General features: G+C 44.6%; 20 protein-coding genes and 1 pseudogene. 18 read left to right on the top strand and 3 right to left on the bottom strand.

The window, feature by feature from the left end:
- The first annotated feature begins 45 nt into the window (after positions 1 to 45).
- The 8 genes and pseudogenes from KI379_RS13450 (at position 46) to KI379_RS13415 (ending at position 6,045) form a co-directional block, all read left to right on the top strand.
- Positions 46 to 699 carry a rhodanese-like domain-containing protein gene (locus tag KI379_RS13450; protein ID WP_212983861.1) on the top strand — a complete coding sequence of 218 codons (654 nt, stop codon included), beginning with the start codon at positions 46 to 48 and terminating at the stop codon, positions 697 to 699.
- Between the two features lie 59 nt (positions 700 to 758).
- Positions 759 to 1,253, top strand: coding sequence for a hypothetical protein (locus KI379_RS13445; protein ID WP_212983860.1), 495 nt, complete (start codon positions 759 to 761; stop codon positions 1,251 to 1,253).
- 325 nt (positions 1,254 to 1,578) lie between these two features.
- Entirely contained in the window at positions 1,579 to 1,890 is a 312-nt protein-coding gene (locus tag KI379_RS13440) for a fibronectin type III domain-containing protein (RefSeq protein ID WP_144025324.1), read from the top strand.
- A gap of 496 nt (positions 1,891 to 2,386) precedes the next feature.
- Entirely contained in the window at positions 2,387 to 2,824 is a 438-nt protein-coding gene (locus KI379_RS13435) for a MerR family transcriptional regulator (protein WP_144025325.1), read from the top strand.
- Between the two features lie 69 nt (positions 2,825 to 2,893).
- Positions 2,894 to 3,880 (top strand): SDR family NAD(P)-dependent oxidoreductase, encoded by a 987-nt coding sequence (locus tag KI379_RS13430; RefSeq protein ID WP_076165277.1) that lies wholly within the window; start codon positions 2,894 to 2,896, stop codon positions 3,878 to 3,880.
- A gap of 436 nt (positions 3,881 to 4,316) precedes the next feature.
- Positions 4,317 to 4,433, top strand: a pseudogene (locus KI379_RS13425) (hypothetical protein); the annotation flags it as partial.
- A 135-nt stretch (positions 4,434 to 4,568) separates the two neighbouring features.
- On the top strand, positions 4,569 to 5,204 hold the full coding sequence (locus tag KI379_RS13420) for a cysteine hydrolase family protein (protein ID WP_076165279.1): 636 nt from the start codon (positions 4,569 to 4,571) through the stop codon (positions 5,202 to 5,204).
- A gap of 511 nt (positions 5,205 to 5,715) precedes the next feature.
- Complete coding sequence (locus tag KI379_RS13415) at positions 5,716 to 6,045, top strand: ester cyclase (RefSeq protein ID WP_212983859.1); 330 nt, start codon at positions 5,716 to 5,718, stop codon at positions 6,043 to 6,045.
- A 476-nt stretch (positions 6,046 to 6,521) separates the two neighbouring features.
- Here the strand turns inward: KI379_RS13415 and KI379_RS13410 are convergent, their stop codons facing one another.
- Together KI379_RS13410 and KI379_RS13405 are read right to left on the bottom strand one after the other, a co-directional pair.
- Entirely contained in the window at positions 6,522 to 7,442 is a 921-nt protein-coding gene (locus KI379_RS13410; protein ID WP_212983858.1) for a pyridoxamine 5'-phosphate oxidase family protein, read from the bottom strand.
- Between the two features lie 44 nt (positions 7,443 to 7,486).
- Positions 7,487 to 8,653, bottom strand: a complete 1,167-nt coding sequence (locus KI379_RS13405) for an MFS transporter (protein WP_212983857.1) — start codon at positions 8,651 to 8,653, stop codon at positions 7,487 to 7,489.
- A gap of 868 nt (positions 8,654 to 9,521) precedes the next feature.
- On the opposite strand from KI379_RS13405, the gene KI379_RS13395 reads away from it, so the two are divergent.
- From KI379_RS13395 to KI379_RS13350, 10 genes are all read left to right on the top strand, one after another.
- On the top strand, positions 9,522 to 9,959 hold the full coding sequence (locus KI379_RS13395) for a GNAT family N-acetyltransferase (RefSeq protein ID WP_212983855.1): 438 nt from the start codon (positions 9,522 to 9,524) through the stop codon (positions 9,957 to 9,959).
- Positions 9,960 to 10,156: 197 nt separating this feature from the next.
- Positions 10,157 to 10,708 (top strand): class I SAM-dependent methyltransferase, encoded by a 552-nt coding sequence (locus KI379_RS13390; protein ID WP_212983854.1) that lies wholly within the window; start codon positions 10,157 to 10,159, stop codon positions 10,706 to 10,708.
- A gap of 224 nt (positions 10,709 to 10,932) precedes the next feature.
- A complete protein-coding gene (locus tag KI379_RS13385) occupies positions 10,933 to 11,670 on the top strand; it encodes an alpha/beta hydrolase (protein ID WP_244879374.1) in 738 nt (245 codons plus the stop codon).
- 1,133 nt (positions 11,671 to 12,803) lie between these two features.
- The gene (locus KI379_RS13380) at positions 12,804 to 13,271 is read left to right on the top strand and encodes a hypothetical protein (RefSeq protein WP_212983852.1); all 468 of its coding nucleotides are present in this window, start codon (positions 12,804 to 12,806) and stop codon (positions 13,269 to 13,271) included.
- A 272-nt stretch (positions 13,272 to 13,543) separates the two neighbouring features.
- The gene (locus KI379_RS13375; protein WP_212983851.1) at positions 13,544 to 14,284 is read left to right on the top strand and encodes a hypothetical protein; all 741 of its coding nucleotides are present in this window, start codon (positions 13,544 to 13,546) and stop codon (positions 14,282 to 14,284) included.
- 226 nt (positions 14,285 to 14,510) lie between these two features.
- Complete coding sequence (locus KI379_RS13370) at positions 14,511 to 14,921, top strand: BlaI/MecI/CopY family transcriptional regulator (RefSeq protein ID WP_212983850.1); 411 nt, start codon at positions 14,511 to 14,513, stop codon at positions 14,919 to 14,921.
- Positions 14,921 to 16,792, top strand: coding sequence for a M56 family metallopeptidase (locus KI379_RS13365; RefSeq protein ID WP_212983849.1), 1,872 nt, complete (start codon positions 14,921 to 14,923; stop codon positions 16,790 to 16,792). The genes KI379_RS13370 and KI379_RS13365 overlap by 1 nt, the downstream gene beginning before the upstream one ends.
- 722 nt (positions 16,793 to 17,514) lie before the next feature.
- Complete coding sequence (locus KI379_RS13360; RefSeq protein ID WP_089547397.1) at positions 17,515 to 20,283, top strand: FIMAH domain-containing protein; 2,769 nt, start codon at positions 17,515 to 17,517, stop codon at positions 20,281 to 20,283.
- Positions 20,284 to 20,416: 133 nt separating this feature from the next.
- Entirely contained in the window at positions 20,417 to 21,073 is a 657-nt protein-coding gene (locus KI379_RS13355; RefSeq protein ID WP_212983848.1) for a DeoR/GlpR family DNA-binding transcription regulator, read from the top strand.
- Positions 21,060 to 21,998 (top strand): UDP-N-acetylglucosamine 1-carboxyvinyltransferase, encoded by a 939-nt coding sequence (locus KI379_RS13350; RefSeq protein WP_306433671.1) that lies wholly within the window; start codon positions 21,060 to 21,062, stop codon positions 21,996 to 21,998. Before KI379_RS13355 ends, KI379_RS13350 begins: the two co-directional genes overlap by 14 nt.
- Before the next feature lie 267 nt (positions 21,999 to 22,265).
- On the opposite strand, the gene xerS is transcribed toward KI379_RS13350, so the two are convergent.
- Complete coding sequence (gene xerS, locus KI379_RS13345) at positions 22,266 to 23,336, bottom strand: tyrosine recombinase XerS (protein ID WP_076165288.1); 1,071 nt, start codon at positions 23,334 to 23,336, stop codon at positions 22,266 to 22,268.
- Positions 23,337 to 23,520 lie beyond the last annotated feature (184 nt).

Raw genomic sequence — 23,520 nt, 5'->3', positions numbered from 1 at the left:
AAAGGCCATATAGAGCCAACGCGCGGCAGTTGGTCGTCAGGCTATATGGATTACGCGTTGTATAAGGGAATAATCGAGGACTATGATCTAACCAACATAAGCAAACCCATTGAGCGCCGTTCCGCTGCAAGAATCGTTCACGAGACCCTGCTGACAGAATTCGGAGAAAGAGACGAGCATGATTGGTCGGCGGCAGAATATCTTAGGGACTTGTATTCCTGCCGTACCTGCGTCATGCATATCGCGCAGATGTATGTAAAAGGTATAATGCACGGACGTGACCCATACCTGTTCGATACAGCGGGCAGCTTAAATCGTGTGGAAGCCGAGGAAGTTGTTGCGAGAATGCTTGATAGGGAGCAGCGTATGCCTCACACAGGGGGCAGAGTATTTCAAAGTAAACATCTGACCCCCGATGAAGCATGGGAGCTTATGGTGAATGACCCTACGACTATGCTAGTAGATGTGCGGACGAATGAGGATTATCGAACAGGGCATATCCGGGGAAGCATTTGTATACCGTTACAGGATATCTCCAATAACCCGTTCTCGGTATGCGTGCGAAAGGATACTCCATTAATCCTTTACTGTCAAATGGGGTATAAAAGTTCTATAGCGGCACAAGCCCTTATAGATGCAGGTTATAGCAGAGTTTATACGATTCCAGGAATAGAGCAGTATTCGTATCCTTTAATATAGGAGACCGGCTGCTTCCGCTGTCCTCATAATAACCCCCGTCTTTGTTTCGGGGGAATAGCATGGCAGGCTTCGAGGGTGCGGGATATGTGACGGGCTACGGCACGAATGCCGACGCTAATACTCGCTTCGTTGTCAGCGTGCTTGACGATGGTATGTATGGCGGGACGATTCGTTACGCTTCCGGCTATGGCGCCATCTTCTCTATTGAAGCGGAGGACGCCGTTGTCGCGGGTACTCCCGCAGGAGCCGAGCTTCCGTTGATTCGTGACGACGCGTTCGCGAAATATGCATCAAACGGGAAGTATGTCAACGGAATGAACTCTTACGACGGTGCGGAAAGATATCTCGAAATTGACGATATCGTAGTACCCGAGGACGGAATCTACAAGTTGGTTGTCCGATATGCCAATGGGGAAAGCGCGGGAACGCATGCCTATAACAACGATGTTGTGGAGAGATACGCTACGCGTAAATTAGCGTCAATGGCGGCGAGGCGGAGACCGTATTCTTCAAAAACACAATATCCTGGCAGCAATTTGCTACTCAAACGATAGACGTGGAATTGAAGAAAGGCGCCAATTCGATCAGATTCTCGAATAACAATACGTATAATGGCGGGTCTAATCCATATGGCGGCAATATTACGGGCTCGGTATACGCAAACGGACGATCGTTAGGGACATTCACGGCAGTCGATTCAGGAAATCGTAAAGTGGGACTCGAAACGGTGCCAATCAAACAAGCCCAATATGGCATTGCTTCGTACTTCGATAATTTAAAACTGACGAATACGAGTTCTAACGCAGTCATTTTCTCGGATACCTTCGAAAGTGCGGCATACAGCGGAGAACCCCAGTATTATAGGGCGTCGGAAAACAATTGGAGCGTCATGTCACGCCTGAAGAGACCGAAATTTCCCGCAAAGTAGGAGGCAACCGCAATCAAGCATTGCAAGGAATGACAACTGTGAGTTCCAGTTCATCCGGCAGAGATATTACTCTCACCTGGAGCGATACTTCCGTTCGCGAAGCCGGCTTTATCATTGAGAGGCAGAAAGTTGGAACTTCAGCTTGGACAGAGATGTGGCGCACGGAACCTAATGCTACGCAAGCGGTATTTCCTGATACAACAGAAGGCTCCGCTTACAGCTACCGCTTCAAGCCCATGCATTGGAATCCGGCTTTGGATTAACTAAAGGAATGGTTTCGGACCCCTCGGCATTCTTATTTGAGGGGTCCATTTTTGTGGAAATTGTTAAGCGCAAAATGCGGAAACATAAAATTGTTTCCATGCAATCTCATTAAGCTAACGGGCAGGATTGCGTGGCAGCAACACAGAATCAGTGAAGAAATAATAAAAAGGTGATTTATTTAAAGGGTACGTTTATGCAATTACTTTTTCAGTACAATTGGCAAGTCCGTGATGAATGATTTCAATTATTGAAGAGAATAGCAGAGGCAAAATTAATTTAGGAACGTGCAGGTGGGATGAGCAGTATTTTTTCGAACACTTTTTCTCATCGAACCTTGTGTCCGTCGTGTACGTTCCGGAGAGCATCCCTGAAGCAACGGACTGTAGGCAATTACCCTGATGAAGTAGCACAACTTGCCCACATCGGAACATCATGGTATACCTCTCTGAAGCTAAAATGTTATTTCAATCATATATGGAAATGAGTGATCGGCGAATGGAAGCGAACAAGGAACTGAGTATCAGCCAAGTTGCCAAGTATACCGGACTGAGCCCACACGCCCTGCGATTCTATGAGCGTGAAGGACTTCTGCTGTCCGCGCAGGTTATGCGCGGCGACAGAGGGCACAGGCGCTACAGTCAGTCAGATGTCGAATGGCTCGACATCTGTATCAAGCTTCGAGCTTCAGGAATGCCTCTTGCCCAGATCAAACGATTCGCAGAACTGGTTCGCCGAGGGCAAGGAAACGAACAGCAGCGTTTGGAAATCCTTCGGGAGCACCAACGGCGGGTAGTCGCTCAAATGGATCAATTAAAGGACTGCCTGGATCTCATAAACTGGAAAGTCGGTGTTTACGAAGAACATCTCAAGCAAGGCACCGCGCAGCACCTTTGGACTGGAAGTGATTCGGATGATGCGCCTTCTGATGCTTGATCTGGATTGACTCTTGACATAGAGTTCGCTCTAAGTTGTACGATCCAGATATGTCAAGTTAAGAAAGGAATGGTAACCATTAATCAACAACAGGATTCAAGAACGGCGCAGCATTCAATCGGCTCAGGATTCGGCTATCGCAGCACCGCTGAAGAGGCGCTGCTCAATCTCGATTTATCGGGGCATACGGCACTTGTGACTGGGGGATATTCGGGGTTGGGCTTGGAAACGACGCGGGCGCTTGTCAAGGCAGGAGCGCGCGTCATCGTGCCAGCTCGCAGGGCGGACACCGCAGAACAAGCTCTCTCTGGCTTACAAAACGTAGAGATCGAGGAGTTGGACCTCTCGGATCTTGCAAGCGTCCAAGCGTTCAGTCGTCGGATTCTCGGCAGGGACCGGGGTCTGGACATGGCTATTCTTAGCGCCGGGATCATGGCTTGTCCAGAAACGAGAGTAGGACTCGGCTGGGAGGCGCAATTCGCGATCAACCATCTCGGGCACTTCGCCTTAATCAACTCGATATGGCCAGCGTTAGTTGCCGAAGGAGGAGCGCGTATTGTATCCGTGTCATCGGGCGCCCATCACATTACCCCGATCCGATGGCATGACGTTCAGTTCGAGCAAGGTTATGACAGGTGGCAGGCGTACGGGCAATCCAAAACCGCCAACATCTTGTTCGCCGTTGAACTCGACAAGCGCGGTGCAAGTCAAGGGGTTCGTGCCTTTGCTGTTCATCCAGGCTCCATTCTGACTCCGCTCCAGCGCCATTTTTCGAAGGATGAATTGGTCTCGTTCGGCTGGATTGACGAGCATGGAGCGCCTGCGGATCCAAGCTTCAAGACACCTCAGCAAGGCGCTGCTACACAAGTATGGGCTGCAACTTCTCTCCAGCTCATAGGTCTAGGAGGGGTCTATTGCGAGGATTGTGACATCGCAGAAATCGCTCAAGAAGGAGTTCCGAACGGTGTCAAGGACTACGCTATTGATCCTGAGGAGGCTTTGCGATTGTGGAATCTCTCTGTAGAACTCACATCAGTCAACATTTCGGGATCATGAGAACGTCACTGTTCGAATGAAGAGCTGGAAGGCACGTATAGATGTAAAAGAGGCACGTTTGTTATTAAAGTCAAACGCTCCGCTCTGCATCTTCTGATGTATACCATCAACAAGAAATTTAGCGGTTTAACATAGAGCCTCTCGTAAAGGGGGGCTCTAAAAGTTGCCGTTACAGACAGTGCGGAAGACCGTATCACAAATAGTGGTAAAGCGGAGGGCGGATTTCCGATCGCAATGGGGAACGCGATAATTGAACTAAAAAAAATGTGCAGCCCGCGTAACCGATTCAAATGATAACGATGGTGTTGTTGTTCCAATTGAGAGAAGACGAATGGCCACACCAACTTATACGTTATGCGGTTAAGAAGCTTGCAGCTCGTGAAGAGGTTCGGTTAACGTTTATCCTCATCGCTTTCGTCATACATATGCTTGCCATTTACTTGATAATGGTGCCCCATTAGATTTTATTCAAGGAATGTTGGGATCACGAGAAGGCATCAACGACACAGATCTACGTTCAGTTATGCGGGGAACGTCGGCGGGAATTATATAGGCGGTACTTCTAGGGCCAGAGGCCCGCTGAACTAAAGGGTAGATTTGCGACGTACCGAATGAAAGCAGTGTTCTTCTCAATTGCTAGGAAAATGGTACAAGTGTAAAAATAAGTTTTAATGAGGTGATCTTGCCTGTGAATTATATAAGTCCGAATTGGAACACATCCGTACTCATTACCATTGATACGCAAAACGACTTTACATTGCCGAATGCTCCTGCCCAAATTAAGGGTACTATTGAAGTGTTACCGAAAATGAGGTCTTTGCTAGAAAAGTATCGTGAAAAAGGACTACCGATTGTCCATGTAATTCGTTTGTATAAAGAAGATGGTTCAAACGTCGATATTTGCAGAAAAAAAATGGTTGAGGAAGGTGCCAAGTTTGTCGCTCCAAATTCAGATGGTGCCGAGTTAGTCAGTGAAATCCGCCCATTAAACTATAATTCTTTGGATGCTGACAAGCTGTTGAATGGCGAGTTTCAGTCGATTGGGGAAAATGAATGGGTTATGTATAAATCACGTTGGGGTGCTTTTTACAAAACAGACCTGGAAGGTTTCCTCAAACAGCGTAATATCGACACCATTGTATTTACAGGGTGTAACTTTCCTAACTGTCCACGAACATCAATTTACGAAGCCAGTGAACGTGATTTTCGTGTTGTGATGGTAGCAGATTCCATGTCACAAGTTTACGAAAAGGGTATTCAAGAAATGAAGAATATTGGTGTTTATGTTTGTAATTTAAATGATGTTATGAGTTCATTAAAATAATCCATAGTTGAACTATCGGATACTTTTTCGTAATGAGCGGTTGCTTCGGCAGCTGCTTTTAACGCTTCATTTTATTGGTCGCAATGAATATTTCGCTGGGGAGGTTGTTTTGATGAATGTTGTGGTTACAGAATACAACGATAATTGGAGACAGCAGTTTAGCGAGGAATCTCATATTTAAAACGTTCCAGATCACGAAGGACGGAACGATCCATTTCGACGACCGTGAGGTTGCGCGGAATGCAATTCGGGAGCGGGGAAGTTCGCCCGCTAATATTGCCGATCGCGCTCTCGGTCTAGGGATGACTTCTTCCTAGCGCGGATAGCGTATTGCTGTAGGGTTACGACGGAGACGATAGTTCCATGACACAGGCTATATGAGTCTAATTTTCATCATCTATGGTGCCCAGCAGGGCAGGGGAGGCTAACGGGCAGGATTCAAACAAAAAATGTTCATGTATTCCCAATATCTGGTACTCTATTTAAACAAACAAATATTAGAGGTGTCGAAATGAACATAGATGTCAATAAAGCACTTGTAAAACGTTACTTGAAGATATGGAATACGGGGGATGTGACGATCGCCGACGAAGTTCTTTCCCCTACTTGGATGGATCATGCGCATCCAGAAGTAATTGGAACAGAAAGTGTCAAACAAGCAGTGCTGAAAGTTCGAGAAGTATACCCGGAATTCCGAATTACAATTGAAAGCATCTTGAGCGAAGGAGACCTTGTGGCAGTACGTGGCATCGTTGAGAGAGAATCCACATCACGAGTTATGTGGTTTGTGAGAATAGAGGATGGTAAAATGAAGGAAATGTGGACAGGTTCTGAGATGTAATGCCAGATTATCACTACGCTAACGGGATACGATAGCTCAATAAAAACAAGAAGCCAGCCGATCACTTTGACTGGCAGGCTTTACTCAACTAACGGGCAATTTATAGCGGACAGAATGTGGATTATGATCAAAAAAACCAGCTTCACTACTCGGAAGTATATCAACTGGAACTGTAGTCCATTTGAAATGGATAAAATAAGCTCGTCAATAAGCACAGAGGATGGCGAATTGAAAACATTGTCTAGATTGTACTTTGTGCTGATCCTGTCATTGTAGAGGGAACAAGACACACAAACGAACCTAAATCACCAGTCGCCGATTGGTTTCCGGCGACTGGCTACCTAATTTGAAAGGTGATTTGATCCCTGTCTCACAATTGGGGGTCAGTCCCCAACCGATGTAAGCAGGCTTTTTTAATTGTAATTACCGTGGTACAGCACAGCAATCGATTTATTTCTTGATAGGCTTTTTGCTGTCTATTTGATGGGGCTGCTTGGGTTGTAGGGAGAGTAGCCTAAGAAGTTCCAGTCAAAAGGAATGACATTTTCAGCTTGGATCACGCCATTAATTCGAAATTCGACCAGACGCTGTGCTCCAGGAAATCTCAACTTTTCTTCCCCACTAACCTCCCAAACAATTGATGATCGTCCAGTAAGTTGGAGCGTTCTGCCCATATTGAAATCGAGAAACAAGATTCCTGTATTGGGATTAATCTGAATATTGCCAAGCGTATTGAACAACATGTTCCCTCTGTAGTCGGGAAAAACCAATGCGTCATCATCCAACATTTTTATAAAGCCCGGATTGCCCCCGCGATGCGAAGCATCCGTTTTTCCTTCGGGGCCGCTGCTGGCAATAAAAAACGTATCTGCTTCGCGAATCCATCGGTTTTGTTCCGGGGTCAGTATCCCCAGTCTTCCGAATGTTTGCACAGGTCCGAGTCGACGATCAATCGGTGTCAGGCTCCTCATTTGAATATGTTTCGGACAATTTCCATAAATTTGTTCGACATCAACTCGTAGAGCATTTTCATCCGTAAACTCGGCATTCCCGTTAACCCGAACCCGAATTTGGTGTTCAAAGTCAATAACGATGAGACCTACATTGCCATTGTGTTTAATGTTTGAGATAAATGGATCTTGTAGCATAAATTGGGTACAAATCTCTATCGTCTTCGGATCCTTCACTTGGATCATGCCCGGGTATCCAGTGATCAGAGACGCCCACAATGAACCTGTCGAGTCCGTTGATGCTATAACCACAATAGATTGCTGCTCCAAGAACAAATCGAATCCTTGAGGAATAAAAGGTTGAATCATTCTCCCAATCGAATCGGCGGTCGCCTGCACACCAATTCTTTGCTGAACCATACGTTCACCCTCATGGAATACGCTCATCGACTTACTCCTCCTTCGCGGATTGCAGAATCATTGAATAACATCTAGGCCTGTGCTTTCTTTGGGCTGTAACGAACTGCACGGACAGCGATAAACACAAAACTTAGGACCATGAACAAGATACCTGCCCAGATAATCGATCTCGTCCCGAAATCGTTGATGAATGCCGCGCCAACAAAAGTACCGAAAGATATTCCAAGATTCCCGAACGCTATGAAGAGGCCGTTCGCAAATGTGGGCGCTTCGTATGCTGCGGTAGTAATCGAATTCTGGCAGAGGTTGAGCCCCAGCGTATACAACATTCCCCATACGGCAATCAATAGGGTCATTGGGATAGAGTAATCTCCTAACACATAGATCAGCAGGTAGAGGATCCCGAAGATAATCGGGTAAACCAATGCCGTTAGCATCGCACGCTTGTGCAGCAAGACGCCCGATAATATATTTCCAATGAATCCCGTTGCTCCAAAAACCAGCAGCATAAGGCTGATTTGTTTTCCGGACATGCCAGTGATTCCGTCTAGAAACTCTGCAAAAAAGCTGAAAGTCGCGTACATTCCGGCATTTAATATAATCATGGTGATGATACTGATCCATACAACAGGTTTGCGTAATACCCCTAATTGAGAACCATACCTCAGTTTTTCTTTTACAGGCATAGACGGAACAAAGATCAGTATGGCAATAAACGTAATCGCATTAATGATGGCAAAGAAATAAAGGGATGCTTGCAGTGTTAGAACGTCCGCGAGCAAAGTAGCGATGGGAGATCCGATGACCATTCCGGCAGTGACACCCATGAATATTCTGGAGTTTGCGCGCGTAACGTACTCTTTGCTTACGGAATTAGCCGCAGCAACGAAAGCAACAGAGAAGAATACGGGGTGCAAAAAAGCCGGGATAATTCTCGCGACGAGGAGCACCTCGAAGGTCGGTGCATAAACGGAAACAAACCCAGCAATTGAAAATAGTCCCATGACGAGTAACATGGACGTTTTGCTGTTTATTCCCGAGAGAAGCAAAGGCATAAACAGTCCGGAAATCGCCACCGCCAGAGCAAATAAGCTGACGAGTAAACCCGCTTGCGATAATGGAACGTCAAAACGGTTAGCCAGCTGAGGCAGAATACCAATAAAGCCCATTTCGGTGTTAATGATACCAAATACACCGAATGCAAGAATGAAGATAATAAATGATTTGTAACGAGACATGTTCCCACTCCTATGTTTTGTATTTATGTACCAATATATTAGTACAATAGAAATAAAACATAATGGCATGCTTGTTGTCAACAAAAAACTATTGTACTAATCTTTTAGGATATTGATAATAAGATCTTCCTGTGATATGCTTTGGCTATGAGAAAACCTTATCAACCTAATGTGAGCGATATTCGATTGTTGCCGGTCTTGAATGCGCTAAGTGACCCTCGGCGTATACAAATGGTTTTAACGCTAAATGATCTCGGCGAGCAGAATTGTGCAGTTTTTAAAGATTTAATGCCAAAATCCACATTAACTCATCATCTCAAAATCCTTCGGGAGGCAGGTGTGACTAAACTGAGGATCGATGGGACACAACATTTCTATTCGATCCGTATGGAGGAGCTAGAACAACTATTCCCTGGTTTGATGGGGATCGTCCTCAATGTGAAGCCTGAGCTCATTGAGTAGGAGGAGACAGGAAATCACAAAAAAGCTCAATGGAACAGCGGAAGGACACTACAACTGTTCCATTGAGCTTTTTGTATTGGATTTAATAGCCGCGGGAATCAACATTCCAAGCGATGTGTCGGGGGACAAGAACATAGTCCCATTGAAAGTCGCTAATTTAGCGACTTTTTTGTTTTATCGGTACAAGTTCTTGTCCCGAGTCGAGGACAGAACTTGTACCGATTACCGTAATGGACAAGAACATGAGCCGATTACCGATTAGATGAATATCTAAGTAATCCCAATGCAACTTCATTAAGCTAACGGGCAGGATACTTCGATAATAAGGAGGACATTTTAGGGTTAATATAGAATCTCCATTTAGGTGACATATGGTTTGATCGGGTTACTCCAATGGAGGTCAACTATGGTAATGATAAGGAAATGCACAATGTATGATGTGCCCCAAATAGCTGAATTATCTCGGTTATGGGCGGAAGAGGCTGTTACGTTCGCTTATCCTGCATCTAATGTTGAAAAGATCTCTAATCAATTAGGAGATTATTTTTGGGTTGCCGAACAGAAAAATCGAATAATCGGATATACGCACGGAGTAATTCAAACTTCCCAATATCCTATATTCCCTTTGAACTCTCAGTTTCTTGAGATTCACGAAGTTTATGTTCACCCCGACTACAGGGCAGATGGTATAGGGCATCAATTGGTCGACCGCATTACTGATGAAGCTGAAGCCAAGGGTGTAACTCATGCACTTGTAGGTTCATCGAATCTGGATTGGCAACGTATTGTCGGTTTTTATGAGCGGCACGGGTTCAAAATGTGGTATGTACAAATGTATCGTTAGACATGTATCTAAATTATGCTTTATAAGCCGTTAAGCTAACGGGAACAATAGCTCAATAAACAAGAAGCCAGCCGATCACTTTGATCGGCTGGTTTTTTCAACTAAAGGCACACATAGTTACATATGAAGGTCCCAAATATCCATTTATCCCCAATAGGGTTTTTGCTACAATTCGCTATAAAGGGGGATGAGCTTGAGTGAGGGGACAAAACAAAGACATACGAGTTGTTATTGGTGCAGGCGGATATAACAATAATCCCGAGTGGACGCAAACCGAAGAGACAGAGCTTAATTTATTACGAAGAGAACAGTGGTCTGACCGTTTTCAACCCAATACCATTACTGCAGTTTTAGCCGAACATGTATGGGAGCACCTAGACTTCGAAGAAGGTGTTAAAGCTGCAAAGGTTTGTTTTGAGTTCTTAAAACCTGGCGGGTATGTTCGATGCGCTGTTCCGGATGGTTATTTCCCTGATGAAGAGTACCAAAAAGGAGTACGAATCGGCGGACCAGGTCCTGCTGCAAGCCATAAAATAGTACATACCTATAAAACCCTTTCGGCGATGTTTGAAGAAGCTGGTTTTGAAGTGAATCTTCTAGAGTATTGCGATGAAAGTGGAGAATTTCTTTACACCGATTGGGATGAAAAAGAGGGTTTCATTTACCGATCGAAACGCTTTGATCACCGCAACAATGAAAACTCTTTGGGATTTGTTTCCCTAATTGTGGATGCTGTTAAGCCTACTTAAGCCGAGAATCGACACATCCCTTACAGAAGAATAGAAAAACCATGAGCAGTTTTCCAGTTCAGTTAAATTATAGATCAGTCATTCCATATATTAAGTTGAACCGTGCCCCCTTGTCAAGGACTTTTGGATCGACTAGTATATAATTAATAAAGATGGCCGCCAAGAGGTATGGTAAGTGGTAAGATAGAGGTAAACCATGAGATATTGGATGTGACAAGACCGTGATGAAGATAGTTCAACCCAAGTCCTTCTTCCTAAAAGGAGGAGATCAAGCGGTATTATTATTACATTCCTTTACAAGCAATACTCGTGATGTAAAAGAACTGGGGAAATTCTTAAACCTTCATGATTTTTCATGTTATGCCCCTGTTTATGAAGGTCATGGATTAACTCCTGAAGAATTAATTTCCACCAGTCCGATGGAATGGTGGAGGAGTGTAGAAAAAGGGTATCACTTCTTGATCAAGGAGGGTCATGCGCAAATTGCGGTTATAGGTATATCTTTAGGTGGAATACTTGCTTTAGACGTAGGAAAAACATTCAATGTTAATGGTATCGTAACCATGTCTGTACCATATAAAAAAGAAATGAGTTCCTTAAAAGATCGGCTAATCAAATACGCAAGAGCTTTTAAGCAATTTGAAGGAAAAGATGAAAAAGAAATATCCAGAGAAGTGGACGAATTGGAAAAGTCTTCAACTCCATGTTTAATCCATTTTAAAAGTTATATTGACAAGACCATGAAAGAGTTAGATAGAATTAATCAACCAATAAGGATCTTGTACGGAGAGTTAGACGAATCTTTGTATAAAGAAAGTGCACATTATATACATGATAGAGTGTCTACAAATAATAAATCAATTCACGGTTATCCTAATTCTGAGCATTTGATGACACTAGGAAGTGACCAGAAATTAATTCATGAAGACATACTATCTTTCCTCAAGCAATTAAATTGGTAAAAGAGGCCTCTCTTGCCGCCTGAAGTTCATTCTTCAGAGCGGAAAGAGGGGCCTTTTGTGCTGCAGTTGCACCTACGGCAGCACGATTTTGACCGGCAGCGGGAAGGGATCCCCGGTGATCTGCAGAATCGTATAAGATGCTGTCGGGGGACAAGAACATGGTCCCATTGGAAGTCGCTATTTTAGCGGCTTTTTTGTTTTATCGATACAAGTTCTTGTCCCGAACCAAAGACAAGAACTTGTACCGATTGCCGTAAAGGACAAGAACATAATCCGATTACCGATTAGATAAGCTTCAAACTACATTTCACTGCACTATAGTTCATTAAGCTAACGGGCAGGATAATTTGGTAAATGTTACAATTGGTTTAGGAAAAGTCCGAATATGGGAGGGTAAGAATGGTTCTCTTAATAATAATTGTATTAGTAATTGGACTCGCTGGTATTATCGGGAATTAATATTCGATGTTAAGGAAGATGGAGAGAATAATTGAAAAAACTCTTCGTGAGATAAGAGATAGAAAATAGGCAAAATTTGTTCCGCTAACGGGAATAGCTCAATTTTTTCGTTACGTTTATACTTCTGTAGTCGATATCATAATACGGTAGAACAAAGCTTCTATTTGCCTCATTTTTAAGGAAGATGGTGGTCTAGTTATGACGATTTTCTTATTTATTGGAATATATTTCATACCTATTTTGGGTTTTTTGTTTGTGGTTGCCTTGTTAAGAGCAATAAAAAAGATTGTGAAGGGAGAAGCCTATACTGCGGAAGTTTTCTGGAGTGGTTTGACTTTCGCACTCATAGTCTGGACGATCACATGCTGTATTTTACTTAGTAGCAGTTAGTTTTAAACTACCTGGGAACAATAGTTCAAAACAACAAACAGCAGCCGGGAAGTAATTGGCTGCCGCGGCTGGCGTTTGAGGCTTTTTTGTTTTATCGGTACAAGTTCTTGTCCCGATTGCCGTAATGGACAAGAACATAGTCCGATTACCGATTAGATAAGTATCTAACTGGGTTTCCATGCAAATTCATTAAGCTAACGGGCAGGTTAGTTTAATTTCCTTGTGAAAACAAGTGGAACATAATGTATTCATTTTACGTCTGCCTTATTAAAGGGAGGGATTCGATGTCTCGAAAAATTCTGCCGATTGTTTTCTCTATCGTAATGTTATTGAGTGCTTGCAGGTCAAATGAAGGCTCTTCGGAACCACAAATGGGTAATACTCCTCCTCAGCCAGAAGTCAACGTTAATGGAGAATCCATTCGGGTGTATCAAAGCTCATACTGTTGGGGAAACACTTGTGCCGATTATATAGGTCCAGAAGAAATGCTTAGGGATAAGGAAAAAGAAACAGTACTTGCGAATGCAACTATTAAGTTTAGATTTGAAGGAAAACAGCCAACTGAGATAAGCCTTTCCAAATATCATAATGGCGCACATTCTCAAGAAACAATAAATGAGAACTCCTTCCATGCTCCTGAAGAAAAAGGTGCTTATTACTATTCTCTTTCTGCAACTTGGCTAAAAGATAAGGAAAAGAGAATTTCTGAAGGTAGTTCAAGCTACGTATTTGTTATCGAAGTGCAAGATTAATTTGTTATTGTCGTTAAAGTGGCACTGTTCTCCAATTAAAAAATTCCATTAAACTATCGGGAGACGATAGCTCAATAAATAAACTAAACACGGTTGGTCCCCTTATAAGTCGCTTAGACTAGCGGCTTTTTTTGTATTTAACGAAAACTAAATAAATTTCTGCACAAACCGTATTGACATTAATTAACTACAGTTGTAGTATTAATTTGCAACTACAACTGTAGTTTGTAAAAATAAATAAAAATTTAATTATAGGAGAGGAGCATTACCAAGTGAAAGCAGCAACGAAAGTAGCAATCGCGACACTAAGCAGCATTTTATTAATGGGTTCTTCCGTCAGCCTCGCGGCGAAGACGCAATCCTCCGAGAAAGTCCAAGAAGCTGCTGTTAAAAAAACGGCCGAAGCAGCTAAGACTATATCTGCAGAGGAGAAAAAGTTTATCGAAAATGAGATCCAAAGAGTGAAGAAGTTGAGCCAAGAGTCTGGCGATATGTATGTCTTGTATTATAAATACCCCCAATTAAATAGCGGATTTGATATTAGTTATTGGGGAGGGATACATGAATTCACAACATACGAGGACTACTTGAAAAAAGCCTCTACCCTGAAGGGATCGATCTTGAAGCAGCCTGCGAACCTGCCAAAAGGATACAAGTTCTTAACAGCAGTCATTGAAGCTCCGATCGAAGGAAAGTTCGTTGATGAAGTAAGGGCCGAAGGTAAGAAGAGCGGAAAGCCCATCTATGTGAAAAAGATCGACTGGAAAGAGGCGGCAACGATCGGACTTAAATATACGAACGGAAAAGACACGCTGGGCTTTTCCAAGTATGCGGTAGATTCGAAGGGAAACATGAAGAAAGGCTTTTATAACGATACGCTGCCGGCACATGTCTTTCCAAAATACGTCTTTTGGAATGATGGCGGCAAATTCGAATACAGCATTTCAACCTCATCTGTGGATATGTCCAGGAAACAGAAGATTGAAATTTTAAAAGCAGCCGTGAAAAAATAACATATTAATTCAGCTATAGGTCTTCTCGAACAGGTGCTCCAAAATACGATTACATGGGTTCTTTTGGAGATCGTCATGACCGCAGACGTGCGAAACATTTTTGTGTGTAACAAAAACGAGAATATTACGCTCTCACATACAAGTTGACATTACTAAACTACAATTGTAGCATGTGTATTGTAACTACATATGTAGTTTGAGTACATTGACTTTGGAGGTTTTATGCATGAATCAAATACCACCGATTACGGATGCAGAACTGGAAGTTATGCGTGTATTATGGGCCAATCGCGACTGCCCTTCCAGCGAGGTCGTAAAGCAAATGACGGATCGAATGGGGTGGAGCCCCAATACGACCCGGACGCTCCTAACTCGTCTGGTGCAGAAGGAAGCAGCGGGTGCGAAACTGGAAAAGGGTTCAAAGCGCACCCAACTATTTTTTCCGATCATCAGCGAGCAGGAGTATCTGCAATCCGAAACCAAATCCTTCATGAAAAAACTCTATGGGGGAGCTTTAAAGCCGATGCTGGCTAACTTTCTGCAGGATAAGAAACTAAATGCACAAGAAATCGAGGATTTAAAGGCTCTGTTTGACGAAAACCGCAGCGACGGGGAAACAGAAGAGAGAGAGCCCTGATGAGTCTTACATTGCTTGAGAATGTATCGTCTTTTTTCGGCTGGGTGATTCGCGGATCGTTCATGGCCTTCATCCTGATTGTACTTGTCCTGATCCTGCAGTTTCTATTGAGAAACAAGATTGGAGCCAGATGGAAATATTGGCTTTGGCTTCCCGTGGCCATTCGTCTGCTGCTCCCTTGGGCCCCGGAATCCTCGCTTAGCCTATACAATGTTTTGTCCCTGGAGGCCATAGCGCCCGGTATTCATCAACAAACTCAAGCTTCATCGGGTTGGAAGGAAGCGGGGAGAAGAGGCGAGGCAATGGTTCATGTTGAGCGCTCTACAAACCCGGAAGCAAGCGGAACTTCGGAAGTACCTGTATTTGAATCGGGACCTGTGCAGGAGGGCGGATTTTGGTGGAATGGGTTCAAGCAAATAGGCTTCGCCAATACGTTGATGTCGGTCTGGCTGGCAGGTGTGCTGCTTTTTTCGGCGAAAACGGTATGCGACCAGCTTCGATTGAAACAAGCTCTGCGCACGGGTCGAAAAATAGATACGCCTCTTCTATCGGCCGTGTTTCACGAGACGAAACAGCAAATAGGCGTAAAGCGTAACGTGCAGTTTGTGGCCAGCGAGCGAATTCCCGGGCCTGCCGTGGTCGGTTTTCGCAATCCGGCGATCGTTATTTCGCCCAGTCTGCTCATTACGCTGAAAAAAGATCAACTTCAATATATTCTGGCGCATGAGTTCGCGCATATTCAGCGGCGGGACGTCGCCGTGAACTGGTTGATGCATATCATCCTGATCATTCATTGGTTTAATCCGTTATTATGGCTAGCCGTACGTAAAGCAAGACAGGATCAGGAGATGGCCTGCGATGCATGCGCCTTGAATCGGATGAGCCCGCAGCAAAACAATGCATACGGACAAACGATCATCCATGTGTTGGAGCATTATTCAGGAAACCAACGCCAACCGGGGCTTGCCGGCTTGTCCGCCACACATAAACAAATGAAAAGGAGACTTACGATGATTAAACATTTTCACAAAAAATCATACCGCCTGTCCATTCTGGCTATGGGGATGATTATTGCGCTTGGCAGCGTGACATTGGTTAATGCTAAGGAAAGCGATTCAGGGAGCGTAACACCGAAGGCTCCCGTGCAATCGGAACAGGATTCAAAAGCTGTTGTGAATCATGTGCCGGATATGATCTATCCCGAGGGAAATATAGACAGCGAGCTTTACAAGACAGAACTGGAGAAGGCGCGAAATAAAGCAGTAGCTGCAGCCAAGGCTCTAACTCCAGAGGAAAAAAAGTATATCGAAGATGAGACCAATAGAGTGAAGAAACTTAGTGAAGAGACAGGCGATATGTACGTTCTGTATCATAAATATAAGGATCCTAACAGCGGATTCGACCTAAGTTATTGGGGAGGGATAGAAACATTCTCTGCTTACGAGGACTACTTGAAAAGTGCTGCTACGCTCGAGGGCTCCATTCTGAAGCAGCCCGCCAACTTGCCGGAGGGATATAAGTTTTCCAAAGCAAGAATTGAAGGTCCAACCGAAGGAAAATTCCTTGATGAAGTAAGGGCCGAAGGCAAGAAGAGCGGTAAACCCGTCTATGCGAAAAAGATAGACTGGAAAGAGGCGGCAACCATCCGTCTTGAATATACGAACGGGAAAGATACGCTGGCCATTTCGAAATATACGTTGGACTCAGAAGGAAGCAAGAAAAAAGGTTTCTTTGAGGATGAATTACCGGCACATATCTATCCAAAATACGTTTTTTGGCATGAAGGTGGCTTCGAATACAGCATTTCAACCACATGGGATATGTCCAAGGATCAGAAGGTCGAAATTCTGAAAGAAGCGGTGCAGAAGTAATATTTTGAGCAAGCTTCGATCTTGCGCGGGAAAGCCCATGCAGTCTGGAAATTGGATTGCATGGGTTATTTTATAATGCTGTTCGAGTTATGTCGAGGGACAAGAACATAGAAAGTCGCTAATTTAGCGGCTTTTTTGTCTTATCGGTACAAGTTCTTGTCCCGAGCCCAGGACAAGAACTTGTACCGATTGCCGTAATGGACAAGAACATGAGCCGATTACCGATTAGAGAAGTATCTAACTATATCACCTACGACAGTACATTCATACGTTTATGTATTTTCTACCCATTTAGCATTTTCCACACAATATTTTCCTCTTTATAGATTCATGCGCAGGGTTAGGTAATTGTCAGCAGCAGAAAATCAACAGCCTATGGAAATATGTAGCTTTACTAAAAAGTAAAGCAGTTTTTATACTAAAGAGCCTACGAAGTCTGATGCTCGCTTGGAGTTGGTGAATTGCACAATAAACTAACCAACCACAGAGCGAATGACCGTAATGGCAATAAAATGAGGATCATGGTGATAGCAATCGTGATGGCCGTGATCAAGAGGGGGGGATTGAGCAGTAACCTGGCATCGATCGAGTTTTACGTATGATCTTTACTGTACCAGGCAAAGGAACTAGAGCATGAGCAGTTTTAAAGATGTATAGTCCCATCCTTTGACGAATCAATTTAAAGCGCTTTCAATAATCATAAGAAACGGGGGATTACATTAATGTCAAAAAGGATTGTTTACGCAAAAAGAAGCGCTATATCCATTCTTTCACTCATGTTGGTTATGGTATCGCAATGGTGGATCGCGGCTCCGGCAGATGCACGAGTGGACAAAGCGTTCGGAGAGCCGTTCTCCATCGGTTCCCCGATTGAGAACGTAGCTGTTTTTGACGCGGCTTTCGGAAACGAAGATGGCCGAGATGTCATGTATACGACTGTAACTGGCAAGCCGGCCATATTCCAGGTGGTAGATCTGGTGAGCAGGGAGGTGCTGCGCAAATTCACGCTTGAAGGAACCGAAAGCTCCTGGACGCATATCACTCTGCCGGACGGTACGGTCTATATTGGCGGTAACGGTAAGCTGTATACGTATTCGCCTGTAACGAAGGGGCTGCGCGACCTGGGCGGGATTGGAGAAAGTGTCGTATACGGACTGACGTATGACGAACAGGGCCGGGTATATTTTGGTTCTTATCCAAATGCAAAGGTTGGACGCTACGATCCCTCCACCGGCGAGATGAAGGATTACGGCAACGTAATGCCTGGTCAAAGTTATACCCGGGCCACAGCCTATCATAATGGATATCTGTATGCAGGTATCGGTATTCAGGGAAGCCTTGTAAAGGTGAACGTGGACACGGGGGAAAAGGAACAAATTCCGCTGCCGACATATGGTGGTGCGGTGGAGACTGCGCAAGTGTATCAGCTTGATGCAGCAGGTAAGTATATCGTAGCTGGCCTGAGCGGAGGGAATAACGCTCTGCTGTTCTATGACACGGAAGCCGGGGATTGGAGTGATACCTACTTTTTGGACAATAAGGGAATTCGATTATCGTTTGGCGAGCCGGGCAGCAACAAAGTATATTTCGTACAGAACAACCGGTTGATGGAGCTCGATCTCATCACAATGGACGCGGTCGACACCGGAATCGAATATACCACCTACCTTCGCAATACCGCGTGGGTCGAGATGACGAACGATCCGGAGCTCCCGGGAAAATCGCTGGCTACCGTCATGTGGTCGGGAGCGGTGGCTTACATGAATATGGAGACGAAGAAGGTCAAGTCGGTTACCTACCCGTTCTCCGGTAATCCGATTCCGATTCAGACGCTGGAGAAAGGGCCGGACGGCAAGCTGTACATGAGCGGTTATCCGGGTGGGAAAGGGGCTTCATATTCCCCGATTTCCGGTGAAATTGAAACCTTCTCTTTAGGACAGGCGGAAGGCATGGCTGCACTCGGTGACAAAATGTACTTCGGTCTTTATCCGGGAGGTTACATCCGGGAGCTGGATGTGAACCAGCCGATTCAGGATGGAGTCAATCCGAAGGAGATATATAAAATTCCTCACGAGGACAGACCGTTCGCCATGACGTCTGGCGAAGGTAAGCTGTTTATTGGCACGATTCCGGACTACGGAGAACTCGGCGGCTCGCTGACCGTATATGATCCGTCACGCGGTCCTGAACAAGGATTTACTGTCTATGAAGACTTTGTACACAACCAGTCGATCGTCGGCCTTGCCGTCCACAACGGAAAGCTTTACGGTTCGACTACCATAGCTGGCGGCCTTGGAATCGATCCGACGGAAACAGCGGCCAAAATATTTGTATGGGATATCGCCAGTGGAAGGAAGCTTCAAGAATTCATTCCCGCCATCCCGGGTGCATCCGTTCAACCTAACATGATTGGTGGACTAAGTATCGGTCCTGACGGATTGCTCTGGGCAGCGGCGGATGGAACGATCTTCGCCATGGATCCGGAGACAATGGATATCGTGAAAAGCGCCAATATTTATCCGTCCGTATCCAATTATGGAAGATGGCGTCCGGTTCACATCCGGTGGAGCGAAGACGGCTACATGTTCACGACGCTTGCGGGCAGGATAACCGTAGTTGATCCAAAAGATCCCGAAGCTGCGGTCACGCTCTCGTCAACGCAATTGATGACACTTGGCGAAGACGGGCATATCTATTATTCAGATGATACATTACTTAAAAAAATCGAAGTGACGAAGGGAAGCGGAGCTGTTCACATCCCGATCGAGCTCCCTCTATTGAACAGAAGCTTTGACCAGCCTCTTGATTCCGGCGTGATCCCGGGCTGGAGCTCCTTGTTTAAAATAACGCCAAACGTGTCTTTTGGGCAGAGTGATGAGCAGACCGTAAGCGGGCCGAGTAGCCTGAAGATAACGGATACTTCCACGACGGAAACGGTCGCGGTCGCATCCGATTCCGTTCCCGTGAAACCGGGTACGGCGTATTCGGCGAGATTCCATGTTTACTTGCAGGAAGGACGTACCCTCGCTTCATTGAATTACTATGATGCCAACCATAAGCAAGTCGGCGGGACTTCGCTTCAAATTACCGCAGGAAACGGAAAATGGCAGCAGCTTGAGATGAGCACCGTTGCTCCGGAGAATGCAGCTTACGTCAGGCTGGTCTTTTTCTGTTCCCAGTTATGGATGACGAAGGCGTATTATGATGATGCATCCATAACCTATATGGAGACGGTCACGCCGGATCAGCTGCCGGAATTAATCGAATCTCGAATCGATCAAGGTGAGATACAATACCCGCTGTCGAAGCAGCTTTCTAATGCAATTCGTCAAGCACTGTTTCACTATGGAGAGGGCCGCCTCGAACAAGCGGTTCATCAGTTGGAGAATGCATTGAAGCATCTGGATCGTTCGGGGGAAGGAAACATCGAGGAAGGAACCCGGATATACGTTCAAAGCGTAATTCGCGCGTTCATCCAATCATGGCGTTAAATAGATAAACGGATCAATTATCGTTGATCTAATGAAGAGAGCTGGAATTCACCCTTCCATGCTCTCTTTTTTGTACGAGCTCAGTTGGCATTCAACTAACGGGTAACGGGCAATTTATAGCGGACAGAATGTTATGCGAGGCGCCATTTCGCCAACTACTCCTCCTAAGGTGCGTACGCTAGCTCAACCTAAGACAATTCGATACCAAAATGCAGCAGATCATCAAAACGCTATTTCCCGATATGCAGCCTCACTTATTCAGAAGAATGACACTGTTTTTATTGGTGGAGCCGGGATTCAATTTGGAATGCTAAAATACCTTCCAAGTGACATTCCTTTTACGATCGTTACAAATTCACTGACAATTGCTGAATCAATTCGCAACTTTAGTCATATTGAAGCATATTTGGTTGGAGGTAAATTACGAGCTGTTGGCGACAGCATGATCGACACCATAGCTTTCGAGATGATTAAAAAATTTAATTTCGATATTGGATTTATTACCGGAGGGGGCATTGCACTAAACGGAATCAGCACGGCTACACCGGAGGGGGCAGCTTTGACTCGTGCAGTCTCCGAAGTGTCACGTCTCTCAGTATGCCTTGCCCCGCACGAGAAAATGGGTGTTCAAATGTTTGCAACATCAATCCCTCTTCAATCAATTGATTTATTAATTACAGATCAGGGAGCACCTGAAAAGACTATACGTGAAATAGAAAGTAGAAACGTCAAAATTATGATTGCGGATGAAGAGTATCCAGAAAAAGGAGCTAATCATGAAGCTGATTAATGTTGAACGCTCCAATCCATTAGAAGGCACAATAAAAATTCCTGGTTCTAAAAATAGTTCACTCGCTTTGATCGCTGCAGCATGTCTAACCGATGAGCCGGTTACGCTCCTAGGTATTCCGAATATATCCGATATAAGGGTTATCTATGAATTAACATCTAAAATTGGCCTAAAAATCGAGCAGAGTGATCAGGGAAATGTATTTCTCGACCCAAGAAAAATTTATAGCTCCAATTTGGATCCAGTTAAATCATCTTCATTCAGATCTGCTTATTATTTCGTCGGTTCTTTATTAGCCAAATTTGGTAAAGTATCTATTGGCTTTCCGGGCGGAGATGACTTTTCTAGTCGACCGATCGACCAGCATATCAAGGCCTTAAAAATGATGGGGGCATCATTCACTTTTTTCGATCGCTACTATACGGCAGAGGCCAAGGAATTGAAGGGTGCAACGATTTACTTTGATGTCATTACTTGTGGTGCAACAATCAATGTTATGCTTGCTGCTGTTCGTGCAAAAGGAACCACCACTTTGCTTAATGCCGCCCGTGACCCAGAAGTAACAGATACTGCGAGCTTTCTGAATAAAATGGGGGCTAAAATAACGGGAGCCGGAACTGATATGATCCGTATTGAAGGTGTGACTACATTAAGAGGGTGCACTCACACGGTTATACCTGACCGATTGATTGCTGGAGCATTTTTAATGGGGGCCGGCATTACGGAGGGTTCAGTTACTGTAGAGGACGTGATTCCAAAGCATCTGTCTTCATGCATAGCAAAATTGCGTGATATCGGTATGGACATACATGAAGTTGAGAATTCCATAACAGCACAATCTACTGGCATTCTACGGGCAACACGAGTACGGACTTCAATGTATCCCGGATTCGCTACGGATTTGCAACAACAAAAAGCATTATAGGAGAGAGAGTCTATCCCGCAAGATTTAACCATGTATACCAACTTAATCGAATGGGGGCTGATATAAAGGTTCGATCCGGAGTAGCCTTTATTAAAGGTGGGAGCAACTTGCAAGGTTTGCCTTATTCTTGCAGGACTTTGTCACGACGGCATTTCAAGATCAAAAAATACATAGACATATGTACAAAATACGAGTTTTGTGAAAAAGCACCAAAGAAATGGCCGATGACGGCCAATTTTTCTACTATTATATATTCACACTACTTCATCACTTATCCATATTGTTAACGGCTTTTCTCATCTCTTCATCCGTTAAATGCGTATAGATCATCGTCGTCTGGATCGATGAATGCCCCAGCTGGTTCTTCAGCCTCGGCACATCGTTGTTCTCCAGGTGGTAGCGGGTTGCGAAGGAATGTCTCAAGGAATGCACCGTCAGTGCCGGTTTACCAAACGCTGCAGCGTATTTTTCGATCAGTTTTTCAATCGATCTCGGTGTTAACCGCCGGCTTTTGCCTTTGCGGCCGATTGGCGCTGCTATAAATAAGTAATTTTCCGATTTTTCTGGTACATATCGCGTTTCCCGGATCTTCAAGTAGCTTTCCAGGTCTAATAAGGCTTGCTGGCTAAAATATACATATTGTTCTTTGTTGCCTTTACGCAGTACGCGCACTTGGCCTTTGTTCATATCCAAATCCTCAATATTGATTCCCGCTACCTCGGATAAACGCAGTCCTGACCCGAGGATCAGCGATACGATGGCCGTATCCCGCTCACGGTTAAATTCGTGGAACCGGACCATACGTTTGTTGCTTTTGTTCAGTTCACCGAAATCATGTGCCACAAACTGCCGGAACTTCTCAAAATCGTCTTCACGTAAAATTTTGCCCTCAATGCGGTTCGCCACAGTTTCTTGGCTTTCCTTAATGGAATTAAAGTCGATCTTAGCCATCACATTTCGTTGAATATACGGCTTGAGGTCCGACGTTTCAGCCTTGTTTTGCAGGTAATCAAACAACGACTTTAACGCCGACAATTTCCGGTTGATCGTGTATTTGTTGTTGCCCAGCTGATACTCCAGAAATGACAGAAAATTTTCGACTTCGCGCACGGTCAGTGATTCCAGAACATTCAATTCAACGTCTTTGCGATCATCCGCAGCCTGTTTCTCAGCCACAAGCCAATCAAAAAAGATAAGGTAATCGTGGCAGTAATTCAGCAGCGTCGTGTGCGACAGCTTGCGTTTGCGGCTATCGATGTATTCGGTCACGTACCAAGGAAGCTCCGCACATTTATCGTCAACGCGTTTCATGTAATGCAGCTTCGTGTTTTTATCCATTTATTGCTAAAACCTCCTTAAGTACAGAATAACTTATATTTATTTATTCGTCAAATTATTATTTTACGTAATTATAAATTATAAAGATGGCACGCACCTCCTTACAGATTCATCTAGTCATCTTAGTCACTAGTCACTATTCAGTATGCGGCGCTTATTCCATCACATCCTCTAGCTCCGCGAT

This window comes from Paenibacillus cineris, from assembly GCF_018333335.1.
In the GTDB taxonomy this organism is placed as follows: domain Bacteria; phylum Bacillota; class Bacilli; order Paenibacillales; family Paenibacillaceae; genus Paenibacillus_AQ; species Paenibacillus_AQ favisporus.
The sequence above is the reverse complement of the archived record's forward strand: the minus strand, read 5'-3'. Positions and strand labels throughout refer to the sequence as shown.

Bases quoted from the DNA above. Each gene is read 5' to 3' on its own strand.
- KI379_RS13365 (WP_212983849.1), top strand. From the start codon at position 14,921: ATGAGTCTTACATTGCTTGAGAATGTATCGTCTTTTTTCGGCTGGGTG.
- KI379_RS13430 (WP_076165277.1), top strand. From the start codon at position 2,894: ATGGTAACCATTAATCAACAACAGGATTCAAGAACGGCGCAGCATTCA.
- KI379_RS13445 (WP_212983860.1), top strand. From the start codon at position 759: ATGGCAGGCTTCGAGGGTGCGGGATATGTGACGGGCTACGGCACGAAT.
- KI379_RS13410 (WP_212983858.1), bottom strand. From the start codon at position 7,442: ATGAGCGTATTCCATGAGGGTGAACGTATGGTTCAGCAAAGAATTGGT.
- KI379_RS13380 (WP_212983852.1), top strand. From the start codon at position 12,804: ATGTCTCGAAAAATTCTGCCGATTGTTTTCTCTATCGTAATGTTATTG.
- KI379_RS13450 (WP_212983861.1), top strand. From the start codon at position 46: ATGGATTACGCGTTGTATAAGGGAATAATCGAGGACTATGATCTAACC.
- KI379_RS13360 (WP_089547397.1), top strand. From the start codon at position 17,515: ATGTCAAAAAGGATTGTTTACGCAAAAAGAAGCGCTATATCCATTCTT.
- KI379_RS13355 (WP_212983848.1), top strand. From the start codon at position 20,417: ATGCGAGGCGCCATTTCGCCAACTACTCCTCCTAAGGTGCGTACGCTA.
- KI379_RS13435 (WP_144025325.1), top strand. From the start codon at position 2,387: ATGGAAGCGAACAAGGAACTGAGTATCAGCCAAGTTGCCAAGTATACC.
- KI379_RS13350 (WP_306433671.1), top strand. From the start codon at position 21,060: ATGAAGCTGATTAATGTTGAACGCTCCAATCCATTAGAAGGCACAATA.
- KI379_RS13370 (WP_212983850.1), top strand. From the start codon at position 14,511: ATGAATCAAATACCACCGATTACGGATGCAGAACTGGAAGTTATGCGT.
- KI379_RS13415 (WP_212983859.1), top strand. From the start codon at position 5,716: ATGAACATAGATGTCAATAAAGCACTTGTAAAACGTTACTTGAAGATA.
- KI379_RS13405 (WP_212983857.1), bottom strand. From the start codon at position 8,653: ATGTCTCGTTACAAATCATTTATTATCTTCATTCTTGCATTCGGTGTA.
- xerS (WP_076165288.1), bottom strand. From the start codon at position 23,336: ATGGATAAAAACACGAAGCTGCATTACATGAAACGCGTTGACGATAAA.
- KI379_RS13395 (WP_212983855.1), top strand. From the start codon at position 9,522: ATGGTAATGATAAGGAAATGCACAATGTATGATGTGCCCCAAATAGCT.
- KI379_RS13385 (WP_244879374.1), top strand. From the start codon at position 10,933: ATGAAGATAGTTCAACCCAAGTCCTTCTTCCTAAAAGGAGGAGATCAA.